Origin of the sequence: Sphingomonas sp. AOB5, from assembly GCF_029433115.1 — a bacterium.
Lineage (GTDB): Bacteria > Pseudomonadota > Alphaproteobacteria > Sphingomonadales > Sphingomonadaceae > Sphingomonas.
Genome location: NZ_JARNTV010000069.1, coordinates 1 through 18,207, shown reverse-complemented (window position 1 = coordinate 18,207; position 18,207 = coordinate 1). Strand labels below are relative to the sequence as shown.

Annotated in this window: 28 protein-coding genes; 13 read left to right on the top strand and 15 right to left on the bottom strand. The window is 66.2% G+C overall.

Going from position 1 to position 18,207, the window contains the following annotated elements; genetic code table 11:
* Both P1X14_RS19035 and ptsP read right to left on the bottom strand, forming a co-directional pair.
* The coding region (locus P1X14_RS19035) for a helix-turn-helix domain-containing protein (RefSeq protein ID WP_277317001.1) at nt 1-804 on the bottom strand (804 nt) is incomplete at its 3' end.
* Between the two features lie 101 nt (nt 805-905).
* Nucleotides 906-3,182, bottom strand: coding sequence for a phosphoenolpyruvate--protein phosphotransferase (gene ptsP / locus P1X14_RS19030; RefSeq protein WP_277317000.1), 2,277 nt, complete (start codon nt 3,180-3,182; stop codon nt 906-908).
* Nucleotides 3,183-3,297: 115 nt separating this feature from the next.
* Here ptsP and P1X14_RS19025 point away from each other — a divergent pair, with 115 nt between their 5' ends.
* Nucleotides 3,298-3,642 (top strand): helix-turn-helix transcriptional regulator, encoded by a 345-nt coding sequence (locus P1X14_RS19025; RefSeq protein ID WP_277316999.1) that lies wholly within the window; start codon nt 3,298-3,300, stop codon nt 3,640-3,642.
* On the top strand, nt 3,642-4,601 hold the full coding sequence (locus P1X14_RS19020) for a hypothetical protein (protein ID WP_277316998.1): 960 nt from the start codon (nt 3,642-3,644) through the stop codon (nt 4,599-4,601). The genes P1X14_RS19025 and P1X14_RS19020 overlap by 1 nt, the downstream gene beginning before the upstream one ends.
* 15 nt (nt 4,602-4,616) lie before the next feature.
* Here the strand turns inward: P1X14_RS19020 and P1X14_RS19015 are convergent, their stop codons facing one another.
* Genes P1X14_RS19015 through P1X14_RS18995 form a run of 5 tightly spaced genes read right to left on the bottom strand, consistent with a single transcriptional unit; the run spans nt 4,617 to nt 9,184 of the window.
* Entirely contained in the window at nt 4,617-5,636 is a 1,020-nt protein-coding gene (locus tag P1X14_RS19015; RefSeq protein ID WP_277316997.1) for a nitronate monooxygenase, read from the bottom strand.
* A gap of 50 nt (nt 5,637-5,686) precedes the next feature.
* On the bottom strand, nt 5,687-6,313 hold the full coding sequence (locus P1X14_RS19010) for a glutathione S-transferase (protein WP_277317002.1): 627 nt from the start codon (nt 6,311-6,313) through the stop codon (nt 5,687-5,689).
* The gene (locus P1X14_RS19005; RefSeq protein WP_277316996.1) at nt 6,303-7,244 is read right to left on the bottom strand and encodes a rhodanese-related sulfurtransferase; all 942 of its coding nucleotides are present in this window, start codon (nt 7,242-7,244) and stop codon (nt 6,303-6,305) included. The genes P1X14_RS19010 and P1X14_RS19005 overlap by 11 nt, the downstream gene beginning before the upstream one ends.
* 2 nt (nt 7,245-7,246) lie before the next feature.
* The gene (locus P1X14_RS19000; protein WP_277316995.1) at nt 7,247-7,921 is read right to left on the bottom strand and encodes a hypothetical protein; all 675 of its coding nucleotides are present in this window, start codon (nt 7,919-7,921) and stop codon (nt 7,247-7,249) included.
* A 9-nt stretch (nt 7,922-7,930) separates the two neighbouring features.
* Nucleotides 7,931-9,184 carry an aspartate kinase gene (locus tag P1X14_RS18995; protein WP_277316994.1) on the bottom strand — a complete coding sequence of 418 codons (1,254 nt, stop codon included), beginning with the start codon at nt 9,182-9,184 and terminating at the stop codon, nt 7,931-7,933.
* Nucleotides 9,185-9,242: 58 nt separating this feature from the next.
* On the opposite strand from P1X14_RS18995, the gene ubiG reads away from it, so the two are divergent.
* Nucleotides 9,243-9,974 carry a bifunctional 2-polyprenyl-6-hydroxyphenol methylase/3-demethylubiquinol 3-O-methyltransferase UbiG gene (ubiG, locus tag P1X14_RS18990; protein ID WP_277316993.1) on the top strand — a complete coding sequence of 244 codons (732 nt, stop codon included), beginning with the start codon at nt 9,243-9,245 and terminating at the stop codon, nt 9,972-9,974.
* On the opposite strand, the gene P1X14_RS18985 is transcribed toward ubiG, so the two are convergent.
* From P1X14_RS18985 to P1X14_RS18950, 8 genes are all read right to left on the bottom strand, one after another.
* Nucleotides 9,971-10,540: a hypothetical protein gene (locus P1X14_RS18985; protein ID WP_277316992.1), complete on the bottom strand. Its 570-nt coding sequence runs from the start codon at nt 10,538-10,540 to the stop codon at nt 9,971-9,973. The two genes, ubiG and P1X14_RS18985, sit on opposite strands and share 4 nt — an antisense overlap.
* A gap of 83 nt (nt 10,541-10,623) precedes the next feature.
* Nucleotides 10,624-10,995 carry a tRNA-binding protein gene (locus P1X14_RS18980; protein WP_277316991.1) on the bottom strand — a complete coding sequence of 124 codons (372 nt, stop codon included), beginning with the start codon at nt 10,993-10,995 and terminating at the stop codon, nt 10,624-10,626.
* Between the two features lie 9 nt (nt 10,996-11,004).
* Complete coding sequence (locus tag P1X14_RS18975) at nt 11,005-11,397, bottom strand: GFA family protein (RefSeq protein WP_277316990.1); 393 nt, start codon at nt 11,395-11,397, stop codon at nt 11,005-11,007.
* Nucleotides 11,398-11,773: 376 nt separating this feature from the next.
* On the bottom strand, nt 11,774-12,037 hold the full coding sequence (locus P1X14_RS18970) for a hypothetical protein (RefSeq protein WP_277316989.1): 264 nt from the start codon (nt 12,035-12,037) through the stop codon (nt 11,774-11,776).
* A gap of 3 nt (nt 12,038-12,040) precedes the next feature.
* Nucleotides 12,041-12,241: a hypothetical protein gene (locus tag P1X14_RS18965; protein WP_277316988.1), complete on the bottom strand. Its 201-nt coding sequence runs from the start codon at nt 12,239-12,241 to the stop codon at nt 12,041-12,043.
* Nucleotides 12,217-12,459 carry a YozE family protein gene (locus P1X14_RS18960; protein WP_277316987.1) on the bottom strand — a complete coding sequence of 81 codons (243 nt, stop codon included), beginning with the start codon at nt 12,457-12,459 and terminating at the stop codon, nt 12,217-12,219. Before P1X14_RS18960 ends, P1X14_RS18965 begins: the two co-directional genes overlap by 25 nt.
* Before the next feature lie 67 nt (nt 12,460-12,526).
* On the bottom strand, nt 12,527-12,961 hold the full coding sequence (locus tag P1X14_RS18955; RefSeq protein WP_277316986.1) for a hypothetical protein: 435 nt from the start codon (nt 12,959-12,961) through the stop codon (nt 12,527-12,529).
* A gap of 9 nt (nt 12,962-12,970) precedes the next feature.
* Complete coding sequence (locus P1X14_RS18950) at nt 12,971-13,702, bottom strand: helix-turn-helix domain-containing protein (RefSeq protein ID WP_277316985.1); 732 nt, start codon at nt 13,700-13,702, stop codon at nt 12,971-12,973.
* Between P1X14_RS18950 and P1X14_RS18945 the strand changes: the two genes are divergently transcribed.
* From P1X14_RS18945 to P1X14_RS18900, 10 genes are read left to right on the top strand one after another with little or no spacing between them, the layout of a single operon-like run.
* Nucleotides 13,682-13,939: a hypothetical protein gene (locus P1X14_RS18945; protein WP_277316984.1), complete on the top strand. Its 258-nt coding sequence runs from the start codon at nt 13,682-13,684 to the stop codon at nt 13,937-13,939. The two genes, P1X14_RS18950 and P1X14_RS18945, sit on opposite strands and share 21 nt — an antisense overlap.
* Nucleotides 13,940-13,944: 5 nt before the next feature.
* The gene (locus tag P1X14_RS18940) at nt 13,945-14,865 is read left to right on the top strand and encodes a hypothetical protein (protein WP_277316983.1); all 921 of its coding nucleotides are present in this window, start codon (nt 13,945-13,947) and stop codon (nt 14,863-14,865) included.
* Complete coding sequence (locus P1X14_RS18935; RefSeq protein ID WP_277316982.1) at nt 14,862-15,002, top strand: hypothetical protein; 141 nt, start codon at nt 14,862-14,864, stop codon at nt 15,000-15,002. Before P1X14_RS18940 ends, P1X14_RS18935 begins: the two co-directional genes overlap by 4 nt.
* The gene (locus tag P1X14_RS18930; protein WP_277316981.1) at nt 14,999-15,529 is read left to right on the top strand and encodes a hypothetical protein; all 531 of its coding nucleotides are present in this window, start codon (nt 14,999-15,001) and stop codon (nt 15,527-15,529) included. The genes P1X14_RS18935 and P1X14_RS18930 overlap by 4 nt, the downstream gene beginning before the upstream one ends.
* Entirely contained in the window at nt 15,529-15,765 is a 237-nt protein-coding gene (locus P1X14_RS18925) for a hypothetical protein (protein ID WP_277316980.1), read from the top strand. Before P1X14_RS18930 ends, P1X14_RS18925 begins: the two co-directional genes overlap by 1 nt.
* A complete protein-coding gene (locus P1X14_RS18920) occupies nt 15,762-15,944 on the top strand; it encodes a hypothetical protein (protein WP_277316979.1) in 183 nt (60 codons plus the stop codon). The genes P1X14_RS18925 and P1X14_RS18920 overlap by 4 nt, the downstream gene beginning before the upstream one ends.
* Entirely contained in the window at nt 15,941-17,092 is a 1,152-nt protein-coding gene (locus P1X14_RS18915; RefSeq protein WP_277316978.1) for a DUF6551 family protein, read from the top strand. The genes P1X14_RS18920 and P1X14_RS18915 overlap by 4 nt, the downstream gene beginning before the upstream one ends.
* On the top strand, nt 17,089-17,352 hold the full coding sequence (locus P1X14_RS18910) for a hypothetical protein (protein WP_277316977.1): 264 nt from the start codon (nt 17,089-17,091) through the stop codon (nt 17,350-17,352). Before P1X14_RS18915 ends, P1X14_RS18910 begins: the two co-directional genes overlap by 4 nt.
* Nucleotides 17,345-17,611, top strand: a complete 267-nt coding sequence (locus tag P1X14_RS18905) for a hypothetical protein (RefSeq protein ID WP_277316976.1) — start codon at nt 17,345-17,347, stop codon at nt 17,609-17,611. The genes P1X14_RS18910 and P1X14_RS18905 overlap by 8 nt, the downstream gene beginning before the upstream one ends.
* Nucleotides 17,608-18,069 carry a hypothetical protein gene (locus P1X14_RS18900; RefSeq protein ID WP_277316975.1) on the top strand — a complete coding sequence of 154 codons (462 nt, stop codon included), beginning with the start codon at nt 17,608-17,610 and terminating at the stop codon, nt 18,067-18,069. The genes P1X14_RS18905 and P1X14_RS18900 overlap by 4 nt, the downstream gene beginning before the upstream one ends.
* Nucleotides 18,070-18,207 lie beyond the last annotated feature (138 nt).

The window sequence follows — 18,207 nt, the reverse complement described above, 5'->3', positions numbered from 1 at the left end:
AGACGCGGCCGGCGAAGGCGTCGCGCCCGGCGTGCCGCGCGCCCGCAGCGCATCGGCGCTCACTTCGACATCGACGGTCTGTGCGCCATCGGCCAGCGGCGCGACATTGGAGCCGTTCAGCGTCACCTGGATCAGGTCCGGTCGCGCGGTGCGCGCACGCGGATGATCGGCATCGGCGGGCACGTCATAGCGCTCGCCCGCGGCCATTTCCTTCTGGAACAGCACCTTGCCGGTGCCGTCGGTCACGCTGAGCCACACGGTGTTGATCGCGATCAGCGCGACCTGTCCGCCCGCATTCGGCGTGACCATCGTCTCGTTGCCGTCCGCCGCCGCGCTATTCGCTTCCGCCGGAATCTCCAGCGTCTCGGGCGCAGGCGCGCCGCCGCGGAACAGATTGGTGCCGTAGAACAGCCCGACGCCGATCAGCGCCAGCACGCCGATGACGACGCTGACCCAAACCAGCCCGCTCGGCGCGCTGCGGGTGGGATCGTCCATCTCGTACGAAGGCGGCGGCGCGGGGCGTTCATAGGTGCCGCCCAGTTCGCCACGCAGCTCGCGCGCGATCGCCACTTCGTCGGCGCCGACCGCGCGGGCATAGGCCTTGGCAAAGCCCAGCGCATAGGTGGACGAGGGCAGGGCCGAATAGTTGGACTTCTCGATCGCCTCCAGGTGCCGCTGCGGGATGCGCGTGCTTGCCGCGATTTCCGCCAGCTCGACCCCCTGTGCCTCACGCGCGGCGCGCAACTTCTCCCCGACAGTTGCCGGAAACAAGGTCGCCTCGGGTTCGGGCTGATCGCCTTCCATTCTACTCTCCGGCGGCAGGGGTTACGGGGCCGCCCATCAGGGGCGGTGTCGCCTGCGTCGCTGCGGCTGTCAACGCCGCGTTCAGCAAATCCAACGCCGGATCAGGCCAGTTCGACCGAATGTTCCGCAGCCCAGCCGCTCAGCGACTCGCGCAGCGAACCCACCGGGTGCGCCAGCGCGGCATCCATATGCACCATCAGCTTGTCACGGTTCAGCGACCGCACCATCGCCTTGACCGGGCCGACCGCGGCAGGGGTGATCGAAAGCCGGTCGATGCCGAGGCCGATCAGCGCCATCGCCTCCAAGGGCCGCCCGCCCATCTCGCCGCATACCGCGACCTGCACGCCCGCCGCCTGCGCCTGGACCGTCACGCGCTTCAGGAACCGCAGGATCGAGGGGCTGAGCCAGTCGTAGCGCAGCGCCAGCTTGGGATGGGCACGGTCGGCGGCGAACAGGAACTGGGTCAGGTCGTTGGTGCCGATCGACAGGAAATCGATCTTCGGCAGCAGGATATCGAGCACTTCGGCCAGCGCCGGCACCTCGAGCATCGCGCCATAGCGGATCTCGGTCGGCAGCTTGCGCCCGCGCGCCGCCAGCCAGGTGCGCTGCGCCTCGAAGATCGCCTGCGCCTCGTCGAACTCCCAGGGTTCGGAGACCATCGGGAACATCACGTTCAGCACCTTGCCCGCGCTCGCCTCGATCAGCGCGCGCGCCTGGGCCTTCATCAGCCCTTCGCGCTCCAGCGCCAGCCGCAACGCGCGCCAGCCCATGGCGGGATTCTCTTCCTCGCCCATATCGTCATGGTTGAGATAGGGCAGGGCCTTATCGCCGCCGATATCGACGGTGCGGAAGGTGACCGGACGCTCGCCCGCCGAATCGAGCACGTCCTTGTACAGCCGCCGCTGCGCCTCGCGCTGGGGCATGGTGGCCGAGACGAGGAACTGGAATTCGGTGCGGAACAGCCCGATCCCGTCGGCGCCGGTCAGGTCCAGCGCGGCGATATCGTCGCGCAGCCCTGCATTGACCATCACCGTCACGCGGTGCCCGTCCGCGGTGACCGGCAATTCACCCTTCAGGCTGGCAAAGGCGGCGCGGCGCTTCTGGCTGAGCGCCAGCTTGGCCTCGAACGCTTCGTCCATCGCCGTGGTCGGGCGGATGAACAGGCTTTCCTCGGTCACGTCGAGCAGCAGCGGATCGCCCTCTGCGATCAGCTTGCGCACGTCCTTCACCCGGCCAAGGATCGGCACGCCCATCGCCCGCGCCACGATGGTGACGTGCGCGGTGAGCGAGCCTTCCTCCAGCACGACGCCCTTCAGCCGCCGCCGGTCATATTCGAGCAGTTCGGCGGGCCCGAGATTCTTGGCGATCAGGATCGAGTCCTGCCGCAGACCCATCTGCGCTGCGGTACCGAGCTGGCCGGAGACGATGCGGATCAGCCGGTTCGACAGATCCTCCAGATCGTGCATCCGGTCGCGCAGCAGCGGATCATCGATCTCGCGCATCCGCATCCGGGTGCGCTGCTGGACGCGCTCGATCGCGGCTTCGGCGGTCAGGCCGGAATCGATCGCTTCGTTGATCCGCCGCGACCAGCCCTCGTCATAGGCGAACATCTTGTACATCGCGAGCACCTCGTCATGCTCGCCGCCCACGCCGAACTCGGCCTGGCTCGCCATGCGGTCGATCTGCTCGCGCATCTTGTCGAACGCGGCATAGACGCGGTGCCGCTCGGCATCGGTGTCCTCGGCGACGGTATGCTCGATGGTGATGCGCGGCTGGTGATAGACCGCGACGCCCGCCGCCATCCCTTCGACGATCTTGAAGCCCGGCACGCGCACCGCCGCGGTCGATTGCGGCCGGGTCGATCCGCCGCCCGCCGCATCGATCAAATCGGCATTGGCGATCAGCTCGCTCAGCACCATCGCCACGGTCTGCAGCGCCTCGATCTCGACATCGGCATATTTGCGCGCGGCGGCATGCTGGACCGCCAGCACGCCCACAGCCCGCTCGCGCCGGATGATCGGCACGCCGGCGAAGCTGTGATATTTCTCTTCGCCCGTTTCCGGACGATAGGCGAAGTCCGGATGGCTGGCCGCTTCGTCGAGGTTCAGCGTCTCGACATTGGCGGCGATCGTGCCGACCAGACCCTCGCCCAGCGCCAGCGTGGTGACGTGCACGGCTTCCTGCGCCAGGCCGCGCGTGGCGAACAGCTCCAGCACGCCTTCGCGCAGCAGATAGATCGAGCAGACCTCGCTATCCAGCGCCTCGCCGATGATGTTCACCACCGAATTGAGCTTGGACTGGGCAGGCAGGCGCTTCGCCATCACGTCGTGAAGACGGGTCAATATCTCGCGAGCGGAAGCGATTGCGCCAAGGGCCATGCGCAAGCGCTATCAGATCGAACCCCATCCCGCCAACGCCCTCACGCTTTCAAACGCTATTGCGCAGCTTTTTACTGTATGTCATACAGTGTGTGTCATACACGATGTGAGACACATGGTGCCGATAGAAGACGATCTGTTCGAAAAGCTGCGCGTCGAATTGCGCCGGGGATCGCTGGTGATCGCCGTGCTCGGCGCGCTGCGCGAGGAGCGGTACGGCTACACGCTGCGCCAGTCGCTGGAGCAGGCGGGGCTGCCGATCGAGGAAAGCGCGCTTTATCCGCTGCTGCGCCGGCTCGAGAGCCAGGGCCTGCTGACCAGCGAATGGCGCGAAGAGGCAAAGCGCAACAAGCGCTTCTACCGCCTCAGCCCCGAGGGCGTCGAAACGCTCGCCCAGCTGCTCGCCGAATGGAACGCGATCTCCGAATCGATCCTGCGCCTGACCGAAAGGGAAATGTGATGGACCTTGTCGACCGCTATCTGAACGCGATCCGCTGGAACCTGTACGGCGCGAAGGCCGACGACATCATCGCCGAGCTGCGCGACCTGATCGCCAGCCGGATCGAGGATCGCGAGGAGGTGCTGGATCGCGCGCTCACCCGCGACGAGACCAGCGCGGTGCTGCGCGAGTTCGGCCACCCGCTGGTCGTCGCCTCGCGCTACGGCACCCAGCAGTCGCTGATCGGGCCGGAGATATTCCCCTTCTATCTCTTCTCGCTGAAGATCGTGCTCGCCATCGGTGCGGCGATCCTGATCGCGACCGGCGTGTTCCGAGCGGCATTCGCCGATCGATCGATGGTTCAGGCGCTTGCGCAGGGGTTCGACCATATCTGGTGGACGCTGCTCAGCTATGCCGGCCTCGTTACGCTGATCTTCGCGGTGCTCGAGCGGACCGGCTGGCTCTCCAGCCATTTGCGCCAATGGAAGCCCGAGCAACTGCCCGACCTGCGCGACCTGCGGCTGAAGCCCAAGAGCATCTGGGAAAGCTGCTTCGAACTGGCCGCCAACGCCGCCTTCCTGCTGTGGTGGGCCGGGCTGATCCATATCCCCGCGGCTGCCCGCCCGGGACTCGATGTCCAGTTCTCGCCGGTGTGGATGCAACTGTGGTGGCCGATCTTCGCGCTGATCGCCGGACGCCTGCTCCTCAATCTGATCCAGCTGATCCGCCCGCGCTGGCGCGAGATCCAGGCATTGCTGGCGACCGCTACCACCTTCGCCGCGCTGGCGGTGATCGCGACCCTGTATCAGGCGGGCCGGCTGGTCACCCTGCTCTCGGACACGATGATCCCGGTGAAGCTGGCCAAGATCCAGCAGAGCGTCGATCTGGCGCTCCATGTCGGCCTGATCGCCATCGCTGCGATCTGGACGATCCAGTGGGCGACCGATCTGTGGAAGCTATGGCGGATGCGGCGGGGTTAGGTCCCGCCGCCGCGGTCAGGCCGCGCGCTTCTCCAGCGCGTGCGCCGCTTCGGCCATCAGCGTGGCGAGGATCTCCGCGACCGGCTCTTCCGACTTCACCATGCCGACCGACTGGCCCGCCATCAGCGATCCGTTCTCGACATCGCCGTCGATCACGCCCTTGCGGAGCGCACCCGCCCAGTAATGTTCGATCTGGAGCTGGGCTTCCAGCATCTCGACCTTGCCTTCGTCGAGCAGCTTGGCGACTTCGACCTGCTTGGCGGTGAAGCTCTCGGTCGAGGCGTTCTTGAGCGCACGCACGGGGATCACCGGCAACCGCGGATCGATCTGCACGCTGGCCACCGCGTCGCGGGCCGAAGCGCGGATGAACGCCTTCTTGAAATTGGGATGCGCGATGCTCTCGTTCGCACAGACGAAGCGGGTGCCGAGCTGTACGCCCGCCGCACCCTGATCGAGATAGCCCGCAATCGCTTCGCCGCGGCCGATGCCGCCCGCGACGAACACCGGCACCTGCTCGGAAACCTCGGGCAGGATTTCCTGCGCGAGGACCGACGTCGAGACCGGGCCGATATGGCCCCCGGCTTCCATCCCCTCGACCACCAGCGCATCGACACCCGAACGGATCAGCTTCTTGGCGAGACTGAGCGCCGGGGCGAAGCAGATCAGCTTGGCGCCGCCGCCCTTGATCGCGTCGAGCGAGCCCGCGGGCGGCAGGCCACCGGCCAGCACGATATGGCTGACCTGATGCTTGTGGCACACCGCGATCAGATCCATCAGCTGCGGGTGCATGGTGATCAGGTTCACGCCGAACGGCTTGTCCGTCAGCGCCTTGGTTCCCGCGATCTCGGCATCGAGCAGCTCGGGCGTCATCGCGCCGCACGCGATCAGCCCGAAGCCGCCCGCGTTCGACATCGCGGCGACGAGATTGCGCTCGCTCACCCACGACATCGCGCCGCACATGATCGCGACCTCGCTGCCCAGAAATTCCACGCCGCGCGCCATGCGGCGCTTCAGCCGCTCTTCACCGATAGTCATGCGCGCGGGCCTAGCCTTGCCTGCCACGCGGGAGCAAGTGCCGAAGTGGTTCAGCCCAGCAAGACCGGAGGGTCGCCCGCCCGCCATTGCGGCCGGTTGACCATGGTTCGTTCGAACAGCGGGGAGGCTATCCATGCCGCCAGCCAACCCCGCAAAGCGGGAAGCTGCTGCGCAGCGAACCAGTCGTGATCCACCGCCGCGAACTGACGAACAAAGGGCATGATCGACGCATCAGCGAGCGTGCGGCGGCTACCGCAAAGATAGGGCTGGTTCGCCAGCCGGGCCTCAAGCGCGGCAAGTAGTGCCGTCCCCTCCGCCCGATGCGCCAACGGATCCGAGCCATGGCGCTCGGGATATTTGTACCGGTCGAGGTGATGCTTGAACGGCCCGTCATTGGCCGCGATCAGCGCCGCATCGTCGCCCGCCAGCCAGCCTTCGGGATCGTTGCGCGCCAAGGCCCAGCGCATGACGTCGATGCTCTCATCGATCACGCTGCCGTCCGCCAGCACCAGTACCGGCACCGTTCCCTTGGGTGACGCGGCCAGCATTTCGGCGGGCTTGTCGCGCAACATCACTTCGCGGATCTCGCATGCCGTTCCGCTGACCAGCAGCGCCATCCGCGCCCGCATCGCATAGGGACAACGGCGAAAGCTGTAGAGGATTGGTTCAGTCAGGATCATCGTCCGCCGGGAACACCGCGCCGACATGCGCTTCGCCGCGCGCCTCGGCCAGCTTCGCCTGGCGGTGGCGCTCGGCATAGCGGCTGCGCTGCGCGTCGGTGCGCTCCGCATGGCAGGCGGGGCAGGATACGCCCTCGATATAGAGCGGCGAGGCGCGTTCGTCGGCCCCCACCGGCATGCGGCAGGCGCGGCACAGGCCGTACTCGCCCTGCGCCAGCCCGTGCTTCACGCTCACCCGCTCGTCGAACACGAAGCAATCGCCCTGCCAGCGGCTCTCGGCCTCGGGCACCTGCTCCAGATAGGCGAGGATGCCGCCCTTCAGGTGATAGACTTGGTCCAGCCCCTCCGCCTTGAGGAAGGCCGTCGATTTCTCGCAGCGTATGCCGCCGGTACAGAACATCGCGACCTTCGGATTTTCGCCCCATTCCGCACGATGCTCGCGGAACCAGTCGGGAAACTCGCTGAAGCTCTTCGTCTGCGGATCGGTCGCGCCGGCGAAGGTGCCGATGGCGACTTCATAATCGTTACGCGTGTCGATCAGGATGGTGCCCGGCTCGGCGATCAGCGCGTTCCAGTCCTGCGGCGCGACATAATGACCGGTGTCTAGCGGATCGATATCGGGCTGGCCCATCGTCACGATCTCGCGCTTCAATCGCACCTTCATCCGGTGGAACGGCATCGTCGCCGCGCGCGAATGCTTCACATCGAGAGCGACGCAACCCGGCAGGGCACTGATATGCGCCAGCACCGCCGCGATGGCGCCATCGCTGCCCGCGATCGTGCCGTTGATCCCCTCCCGCGCGATCAGCAGCGTGCCTTTCACGCCCTGCGCATCGCAGAGCGCCGCCAAGTCGCCGCGGATCGCGGAGCAATCGTCGAACCGGGTGAACTGGTACAGCGCGGCGATATGGATCGGCAGGTCGGTCACGTTCAGCTGACCCGTTCCCGCGCGCTCAGATTGCCAGTCTCGGATCGCCACAGCTCGCGCCACGGCTCCGCGTCACGCAGGGTGACCGCCACCAGCCGCATTTCGCGCGGCATGTAGAAATCATCGTCCGGCCATTGCTGATGCCAGCCGCCCACGATCACATCGCAATCCTGACCGTGAAAAACCGAACGCTCGAACCAGACATCTTCATAATCCCGGCCCAGCGGCGCAGCGGCGGCCGCCTCATATTGATGGCGCTCGAGACCGAGCGACGCGAGCCAGCCGCTCACGGCATCGCCGCCATGGAGGCAGAGCGCGGCCAGCGGCGGCAAGGACACTGCCGGAACTGCGAACAGCGCGTCGCCGGAACATTCGACAGCTTCGAAAGCCACCGCCGTACTTTCGGCCAGCCGTAGTTGCAGTTCGCCGTTCATGGTGACCTCATACAGCGAGATCGGGTTCGCACGGACGGGAATGCCTGCCGCGGCGATCAGCGCCGGATCGAGCGTCAGGAGATGCTCGATATCGCGAAGCACAGGCGTCTCGCGCAGCGCACCGGCATCGGTTCGCGCGCCGCCCCAGTAACCGCCAAGGCTGCCCTCCCCATCGGCCGTGAGCCGGAAACAGGGCCGCGCAAGCGCTTCGCCTTCGCGCAGAAGATCCTCGAGTCCGGTCATCGCGGCAGATTAGGCCGCGGTGTCTTCCGCATCCAGCCCATAGGCGGTGTGCAGCACGCGGACGGCCAGTTCGGTCTCGTCTTCATGGATCAGCACCGAAACCTTGATCTCCGACGTGGTGATCGCCTGCACGTTGATGCCGCGATCGCCCAGCGTCTTGAACATGGTCGCAGCCACACCGGCATGGCTGCGCATGCCGACGCCGACAACCGAGATCTTGGCGACGCGGGTGTCGTGGATCAGCTTCTCGTACCCGATCGCTTCCTTCGACTTGTCGAGCACGTCGAGCACGCGGGCCAGTTCGGCCTGCGGCGCGGTGAAGGTCACGTCCGTGGAACCGGTGCTGTGCGCGACGTTCTGCACGATCATGTCGACATTGATGTTGGCTTCGGCCAGCGGCGTGAAGATCGACGCCACCGCGCCCGGACGATCCGGCACCGCGGTCAGGGTGATCTTGGCTTCGTTCTTGTCGTGCGCGATGCCGGTGATGAGCTGGCGTTCCATATCGTCGATTTCCTCTTCGCCCACGATCAGCGTGCCCGGTTCGCTTTCGCCATCGGCGTCGACGAACGAGGACAGGACCTGAACCCGGACCTTTTCCTTCATCGCAAGGCCCACCGAACGCGTCTGGAGCACCTTGGCACCGACGCTGGCAAGCTCGAGCATTTCTTCATAGGTCACGCGCTTCAGCTTGCGCGCCCTTGGCACGATGCGCGGATCGGTCGTGTAGACCCCGTCCACATCGGTATAGATGTCGCACCGGTCGGCCTTCATCGCCGCGGCCATTGCCACAGCCGAGGTATCCGATCCGCCTCGGCCGAGCGTCGTCACGCGCTCGCCCGCTGCCAGACCCTGAAAGCCCGGGATCACCGCGACTTCGCCCGACGCCAGCGAAGCGTTCAGCGCGGTCGTGTCGATATCGGCGATACGCGCCGAGGCGTGGCCGTCCGACGTGCGGATCGGCAACTGCCAGCCCATCCAGCTGCGTGCCTGCACGCCGATCGCCTGCAGCGCGATCGCCAGCAGCCCGCTGGTGATCTGCTCGCCGGCCGAGACGACCACGTCATATTCCTTGGGATCGTAGAGCGAGCTCGCCTCGCGGCAGAAGCCGACCAGCCGGTCGGTCTCGCCCGCCATCGCCGAGACGACGACCGCGACTTCGTTGCCCGCCTCATGCTCGCGCTTCACACGCGCAGCGACGCTGCGAATCCGCTCGATCCCCGCCATCGAGGTGCCGCCGAACTTCATCACGATACGTGCCATGGCGTGGGTCTTTTATCCGGGCCTTGGGATAGGGAGGGCAGGCTGATAGGAGCCGCCTATGGCAAAGGCAACAATAGCAACCATTGACCCGCGTGAAGCTGAGCATTTCGGCAAGCTCGCTGCCGACTGGTGGAATCCCAAGGGTTCCTCCGCGATGCTCCATCGGCTGAACCCCGCCCGGCTGGCCTATCTGCGCGAGGCGATCGACGATCATTGGGGCGGTGACACCGCCGGGTTCGCGCCGCTGGCAGGCAAATCGGCCATCGATGTCGGCTGCGGTGCCGGGCTGCTGACCGAGCCGCTGGCCCGGCTGGGTGCCCGCGCCACTGGCCTCGACGCCGCGCCCGAGAATATCGGTGCGGCGCGCGCCCATGCCGAAGCTTCGGGGCTGGAGATCGACTATCTCTCCGGCGAGATCGAGATGCTGGGCGGCCGCAAATTCGATCTGGTCGTGTCGATGGAAGTGATCGAGCATGTCGCCGACGTGCCGGCTTTTATCGCGGGACTGGCGGGCGCGCTGGCCGAAGGCGGGCTGATGGTGCTTTCCACGCCGAACCGCACGATGCTGTCGCACCTCGCGATGATCACCATCGGCGAAGGCAGCGGCGCAGTGCCCAAGGGGACGCACGACTGGAACCAGTTCCTGACGCCGGACGAACTGACCGGCCACCTCGCCGATGCGGGGCTGACGGTGACGGATGTTCGCGGCCTCGGCTTCTCGCCGGCGCGTGGCTTTGTGCTACGCGAAGATACCAGCCTGGATTATCTGGTGACGGCGGTCCGCGCCTAGGGCACCTGCCCATAGTTCAGCACCGCCACCGCGCCGATATCGATGGTCTGTTTGGCGGTGTTGACGTGGAGCGCCGCCGACAGTTCGCCCTTGGCATAGTCGCGGTCGGCCTTGCCGGTGACGTGGAAGAATTTCCACGTGCCGTCGATGTCCAGATTCTGCTTGGCGAACAGCGCGGTATAGGGCGCCGCGCTCAGCTGGAGCTGCATCGCGTGGATCCGCCCGGTGGTCGCGCCGTCAGCACCCTTTTCCAGCCGCGCATAGAAAGCGACGGTGATCTTGTCGCCCTTCTTCACCGGCTTGAGCAGCGGCGAATTGACCCCGACGCTCCACGGATTGCCGCCACCCGGCAGCTCGATCCGGATCGCCTTGCCGAACTGGACCTTCTCGTCCTTGATCGACTTGGGCTTGGCACCGCCGGGCAGGCCATAGACCTGTAGCGCGTCCGGATTGGGATTGTTGAGCACATCGGGCTCGGAAACCGCAGTCTGCGCGATCAGCGGCGTCGCGAGAATCGCGACGGGTGCAGCAAGCGCGGCGATCGCCAGCGCGGCACGAATGGACATGGAACAGCCTCCCCCAGTCATTATTTTGCCCGAGGCTATGCCGCTGCGAAGCGGCTTTCAACAGAAAATGTTAGCGCTACCTGTCAAAATAGCCGCCCGCCGTCCGGCACCGGTTTCGTGGGCCGGAACAGCACCACCTTTCCCTCAGCATCGGGAAAGCCCAGCGTCAGCACTTCGGACATGACCGGCCCGATCTGGCGCGGCGGGAAATTGACCACTGCCGCCACCTGCATGCCGGGCAGTTCCTCAAGCGTATAATGTTCGGTGATCTGTGCCGAGGAGCGCTTGCGGCCGATCGCCGGGCCGAAATCGATCAGCAGCTTGTAGGCCGGCTTGCGCGCCTCCGGGAAAGGCAGCGCCTCGACGATGGTGCCGACCCGGATATCGACCGCAAGGAACTGATCGAAACCGATCGTCTCGGCAGCACCCGCCGCCGCGTCATGGGTTACGTGCATCGATTCGTCCTAAAGGCTCGCGCCGTCGAAATTGTGGATCGCCAGCGCGTCCACATCGATCCCGTCGGCACAGCGCAGGTTGATCACCACCACTTCCTTGCCGTCCGGACCGGTGCCGCCGCCATAGGGCGAACATCCGCAGGTCGCGCAGAAACGGTGGCCGATCACTTCGGAGTTGAAACGATATTCGGTGGATGCGTCCGCGCCGGAAAGCAGGGTGAACTTATCGGGCGAGGAGAAGTGGAGCAGATAGCCCTTCCGCCGGCAGATCGAGCAGTTGCACGCCATCGCGCCCGCGGGCGGTGCTTCGTCCAGCGTGTAGGAAATCGCGCCGCAATGGCAGCTTCCGGTGACGGTTGTGGGGTGACAGAACTGTCCGGGGTGGGCGGGATTGGGCGGCATTGGGCGGGATACCGTGGGATGAATGGCTGAAATCGGTGGTTTCTGGCGCCTGTGGCGTGGCGCGGGGCGGTGGTTGGGGTTGTCCAGAGTCAGGCGGCATTTTGACAGTCTTTCGACAGAACTGGCCAGAGTCGAGGCGTTTAAGCGGCGCGACCGATTAAAGCCTCTTAGAAGCCGCTAAACGGCGGAAAAGCGCGTCTTAAGCGGCCTCTGAGACGGCGATTATCGACCATTTTCGGGGCGAGCGGGCTGCGGAACTGGGACTCGGCGAGGTCCCAGTTCCAAAATCGGGCGTTCTTTCTGGGTAGTGACGGAAAACAAACGGTTTTTCGGCGAACCGCGCGCCATCCGACTGCCGTCGAACTGGGACCTTTTTTCAGCCGCGTCCGATCGCGCTGATCGAGGCCCAGCCGCGCAGCGTGCATCGGTCGCAGCGCAGCCGGCGCACGAAATCCTTGTAGGTCGCCGCGCCAGGCGCGCGCTCGTACAGCTCGCTGGTCATCAAGGTGACCGAGTAGCTGCAATGGCGCCCGCCTCCGAGCGGCGCCTGGCACTCGATCCGGATATGCGTCGCATAGCCGAGGTGCAGATCGAGCGGGACGTCCGGAAAGGTGCCGGGCCTGCTTTTCGGGTTGGGCATGGCTCACCTTGCCGGCTTGCCGGTCCAGACGCCGCGCAGCTCGAACGGTTCGGGCCGAACGGTATGCGCGCCGGCATGCCCAAGCCGATCGGTACAGGGAACAGGCCGGCCGGTGCGCGATCTGGCGGTGAACGGGCACCGGCCATGCGGCACCCAGCGCACCAGATGGAGGTCGCCCATCACCAGCAAGCCCAGTCGGTCCAAGCGTCCTCCAGAGCGTGATGCATCTCGCTGTCGGCGCCGATCTTGTTCAGCCTGGCCGAGATCGCGTCTGCATCGCCATCCAGCGGATAGTGCGGATCGGTCAGGGCGGCCTTGGCGAGCGCGCCGACCGCATCGGTGCGGTTCCCCTGCTTCAACAGCCAGCGGCCAAAGGTGGGTTTCGGTTTGTGGTAGCGGGCATCTGCCCCGGACTGCGGCATCATTCTCTCCATTGGCGACTCGATGGCCAATGAGAACAGAATGAGAACAAAAGCGCAAGCCGGGGGATTAGACCCCTAGGTCCTCCCCGTCCCGGCAGCGGACATGGCCGATGCTCGCGCCGCGAAAGTCGCCGCGCCGGGCGGCAGGGTTCGCCATGTTGACCATGCGAACTGAAGTGCGCTCGTCAACAAGACCGGCGTCCTTCAGGTCCATACAGATCGTCTCGGCATAGCCGACCCCGCTGCCCTTCATGTAGGTGCCTACCTGCCACTGGACGGGGCCGCCTTTGCTATAGACCAAATCTACCACTTGAGCCTGGGCGAGCAGCTTCTTCTTCATCGCCTCTACAGCCGCCTGATCGACCCGAGGGGAAGAAGCATCCGTATTGGTTTGTACCTCGATCGGCGCCGCGGCGGGGGGCGCTGACTGGTTGAACGCAATGACCGTGAATATGCCGGCCACCGCCAAAATCGGCGCCCACGGTTTCAGCTTGTCAATCAACGACGCCTCCTAGAGCTTCGCTAGCAGCCGCGCATGGATGCGCGCGATCGGGTGCACTTCGCCGCTGCCCAGCTCTACGGCAGACACGACGGTGTCACCCATCGTTTCGGCTGGGCGGCGATTGCTGAAGCGCCCGACGTATGGACCGGCCAAGCCGAGGAAGATGCAGATCCAGTTTTCCTGCGGCCCGTCGCCCCGCACGATATCGGAACAGATCACGGCGTCGCCTTCGAGCAGACCGATGGCTTCATAATCCGAGGGGACTTCGGTTAGCCACAGGCCGCTGCTGACGTGCAGCCGACGGTTCAACCAGTCGCGACGGATCGGCACGCGCTCTACCGCCAAGCCCTTGCTGGTCTCGGTGAGCTGCCGAAGATCATAGCGAGGCAGATGCACCCACGATTCGTCGTCTGCATCCTGCTGATAGGTGGAGCGGTCACCGCGCATCACACCGGTCAACAGCCACTCCAGGTCGACGTTCAGTGCCCGCGCCAGGCGGATCGCCACGTCGATCTTCTTAGGCCCGCGCTCGATCGCATCGCCGATCGTGCTCTCTGGCAAACCCGCGAGTAGCGCCAAGCTTGCCCGAATTCTCGGTGCGCCCGGCGCCTCCATCGCGTCAAGGATGCGCAAACCGACCGGATTTTCGGTTTTCGACGCTTGACGACCCCGAACACGCGGTTTATCCGAATTTTCGGGCCGAATTTTCGGAGACGTCATTTGCACCTCGACGATATGCATCCGGAAGACGTGAAAGCGCTTCTCAAGAAGCGGCACGGCTCCGTTGCCCGCTTCGAACGCCTGAACACTTTGCCCGAAAAATCGGTGTACGACCTGCTGCGGAAACGCGAGAGCCGTCGCGTGCGCGCAGCTATCGAAGCTGAGATTTCCAATGCCGCCTCCGCCGCTGTCGAATCCGAATTTTCGGATAGTATCAGCGAAAGTTCGGTGCCGCATTGTCAAAATGCGGGGGCCTAATTCCCATGGCCACCCAACCCGCTATCGACGCGCTTAATCCGGTGGTCGCCGCCGAGATCGTTCTCCTCGATCCAAACGAGATCGAGATTGGCGATGATCGCCTGCGCGTCATCGATACACTCTGGGCGACCGGCATCGGGGCCTCAATGGCCCGCGAGGGTCAGATCAATGCCGTCCACGTGTGCTCCAGGGCAGAAGGCGGCTATCGCCTTGCGGGGCCGGGCGCACATCGCGTTACCGGTGCCCGGATCGCGGGCATTCCGATCGAGGCCAAAATCGTCTCGGCGAACGTCGCCGGTCAGCGACGGCGCGAAGCGGCGGAGAATGTTTTCCGCCGCCCGAATGACCCACTGGAGCGAGCCGCCGCGGTGGCCGAGCTGGTCCGCTTGCATCGCGAGAAAGTGGGCCTGCAGGAGGCAAATCGCCGGCATGCATCCGTGCCGACGAGCCGAGCTGCGGCCTTGCGGGACGAGGCGAAGGCGACCTTGGACACGATGTCCAACGTCTATGGCTTCTCCGCGGAGATTGGCGAAGCACTAGGCTTTTCAGATCGCACGATCCGGCGCGACCTGTTTCTCTACCGCAACTTGGCTCCGGCGGCGGTCGGCTACCTGCGTGGGGCGCGGCACGCCGTCCTCGATAACGCCGCCCAGCTGCGCGCGCTCGCGAAGCTCGATCCGGACCGGCAGGCCGCCGTCGTGCAGCTGCTGGTTGCGCCCGAGGATCGGGCGAGGACGGTCAGCGAGGCGGTGGGCCGTCTGGGCTATTCCAACAGCGTGCGGATGGACGCGGAGGCGAAGCGCCTCTCGACCTTCATCGGCACCTTCAAACGCATGGGCCTGGCCGAGAAGAAGGGCGCGCTCGCGCACTTCGCGCCGCTGCTGCCCGCCGGATTCAAGCTGATCGACGAGGGAACCGAAGCATGACCAAGCTGTTCCAGCGCTATGACGCTTATCGCCGCGCGAGGGGCCAGAACGATCTGGCCACCGCGTGCGTATTCTGGGTGTTCGTCGGCCTGGCGATCCTGCCCTGGGCGCTGATCGCGCTGCTGGTGATCGCATGACGCCGCGTCAGCAGCAGGTCCTGGACTATTACCGGGACTGCATCGTGCGCAGCGGCTTCACGCCGACGATCCGCGACGTGGCGAAGAAGATCGGCAAGGCGCACGGCCGCGTGCATGATGTGGTCGGCGAGCTGGTCGCCATGGGTCATCTGATCCGCACGCCGGGCAAGGTACGCGGGATCGAGCTGGGCGGCGTCACCGATGTGCGCGCCACGCCGACCGACGTCATGCTCGCCGAGCTGGAGCGGCGTGGCGAAGTTGTGGGCGGCCTGTCGGTGCCCGAAAAGACCAGCTTCAACCGCGCCGATCGCTGTTGCGCGCGGAGCGGCTGCCGCGTCACCGTTCCGATGGGTCACATCTTCTGCCTCACCGATTGGCGGGCGATCAGCCCGGCCACGCAGACCGAGCTTCTGGACGCACACCGGGCTGCGGTCCGGGTTCGCACGCCCGAGGCGGTCGCGCGGTACCAGGCTGCGTTCGGCGCCGCGCGGGACGAGGCCGAGACCCTGCGCCGGAGGGCAGCGTGATGGCGCGCCGTCAAACCCAGGCCGAGCGGCTGCGTGAGCATCGGATCACGCTCGAGCGGGCGATGGCTGATCGCGTCACCCTCGACGAGGCGGCGCGCCGAATCGCGATGGACGCGCTCGCGGAGAGCCAGCGACGCGCCGAGGCCCTGCGCAACCAACCGATCATCCGCAGCGCACCGCCTCACCAGGGAGAGCAGGCCGGCAAGTTCTACTGGCAGCAGGGGCAGTACCGGTGAACGGCGATCTGCGTCCTGCCCCGGCCTCGCTGACGCCGCTGGTCTGTGACCGGCTCGTCGCGCTGGCCAACGCCCTGGCGGGCGATCGTGCGGCCCTGCCGTCTCGCGAGCCGACCGGCGCCTATCCGTACCGCGGCCACGCGTCCGCGGCTGCCCTAACCGTGGAGCAAAAGGCATGAGCAAGGCCGCATTCAACGCGCCGATCGGTGACCCGCCCTCGATCGAGCTGATCCCTGTCGGGAAACTTCTGATCGACCCGACCTATCAGCGCTCTATCGAATCCGGCAGCTCGCGCACCCTGATCTTGCGGATCGCCAAGAACTGGGACTGGCGGCTCTGCCCCCCGCTGACTGTTTCGCGGCGCGATAGCGGACTGTTCGTCATCGACGGGCAGCATCGGACCGAAGGCGCGCGAACGCGCGGTGATATTCCCTGGCTGCCCTGCTGCGTCAGCGAATATGGCTCGGTCGCCGAGGAAGCGAGGATCTTCGTCGAGGCGAACCGCAAGCGCCGGAGCGTCGGCCGCGCCGATACGTTCCGCGCCGCCGTCGCTGCTGGAGATCCGCAGGCGCGCGCGATCGATGGCGCTCTGTTCGTGGTCGGCCTGTCGATCAGCGCCGCAACCTCGGCCGGCGCGATGCAGCCGGGCGAGCTGAACTGCGTGACGGCGCTCAACGCCGCCTATGAGAAGCACGGCGGCACGATCTTTCAGACGGTCGTGGAGGCAATCGCGAAGGCGTTCGCCGGTCAGGTGATCACGCACTCGGCACCGATCGTGCGCGGCCTGAGCCTGCTCGTGGCCAACCCGGCGACGAAACTTGCGTTCGGCGACCTGGTCGAGGCGCTCGCGTCGCATACGCCTGCCGAGTGGATCGACGCGGCGCGGATCGATCCGATCGCGTCCAATGGCGGTGAGGGCATGGCGCAGGCGCTCCGTCGCGCGGTGGAGACGCGGCTGGATGCTCTATCGCGCGATGAAGGACCGGTGGCACCTGCGCCGGTCGATCTTCGCCGTTTTACTGACAAGCAGCTGACGGGCGGCGCCAGCCCCGATTTCCGCTTCAAGATCGATCGAGAGGAACTGATCAACCAGCCCTCGCCGCTGGAAGAAATGCGCCAGCCAAAGCCGGTCCGCAAAGCAGCACCGGTCGGGCGCGCAATGCCGAACACCTCCGGCGCGCTCGATTTCCTCCGTGGCAAGCGGATCAGCGTCTCGGTTGCGGACACCGGCGCGCACGGCTCGACCTGGTATGTGTCGGGCTATCCGAACCCGTTCGACGGTGCCGGGATCGTCCGCCTCGCGAAAGCCAAGGGGTTCGCGGGATGATCGGCGATCTGGGCACCTACGAGGATCCGGCTGGCCTGTCGTGGGCCTCCAGCTTCTCAGCAGAAAGCACCGTCGGCTTCGCGAGCGTTGAAGCGGCGCACGAGGCGGCGCAGCTGCACCTCGGCAGCCTGCGCAGGGGCGGTCTTCGCGACCGCGCGGTCTGGACGATCGAGGACGCCATCGACGGCGGGCACTTCGTCCGCTTCTGCGTGGGCGGCGTCACCATCGAGATCTGGCCGGAAGGCGACGCCGATGGCTGAAGCGCGCGATCTCACCATCGCCGAGCGTGCCGCGCTGGTCAGCCTGTATCGCGGCCGCGCGTTCCGGATGGAGCGGCGCATCGAGCGTTCGCTGACGCTGCTCGGTCTGGTCGAGCGCGGCTTGTGGGGCGATGCGCCGCTGCCCTGGCCGGTGCTAACGCTCGCCGGGCTTGCCGAGGCGCAGCTGGTCAATCTCGAAATGCGGCGATCGCGCCGCCGCCGCATCGAGCTGGCGCCGTTGTTCGGTGCGTTCGGATGACCCGGCGCCACGCCTTCGACCCGCGGCAGATCGACCTGTTCGAAGTGGCCATGCCGCTGAGCGGGCCGGCCGCGCATGCGGGGATCGAGGCGTGGGTATCGGCCCAGCTGGGCGAGCTGCTGAAGCGTGATCCGCGCAGCCGGGACGAGATCGCCGGGGCGATGGCGGCGGACATGGTCGCGCCGGTCTCGGTCCGGATGCTGGAAAAGTGCGCGTCCACGCGCAGCCCCGAGCACAATATCAGCCTGGCGCGCGCGATCGTGCTGATGGCCGTCACCGCGGACCGCCCGATGATCGAAATGATCGTGAACCGCCTGGGCGGCAGCGTGCTGTGGGGCGAGGAAATCAACGCCGCCTATCTCGGCCACCTGCACGCGCAGCGCACCAAAATCGACAGCGAGATCAAGCGGCTGAGCCGCGGCGGTGCCCAACCCATCGAGAGGAATAGCGGACAGTGAAGCTGGGCGGGGGAAAAGAGTGGTTCACCGCGGCCGAGCTGGCTGAGCTGGCGCTGCCCGGCCTGCCCAAGGGCAAGCGGCCGATCAACGCGATCGCGGCCGAGGGCGGCTGGCTGACGCGCCTAGCCGCCGACGCGA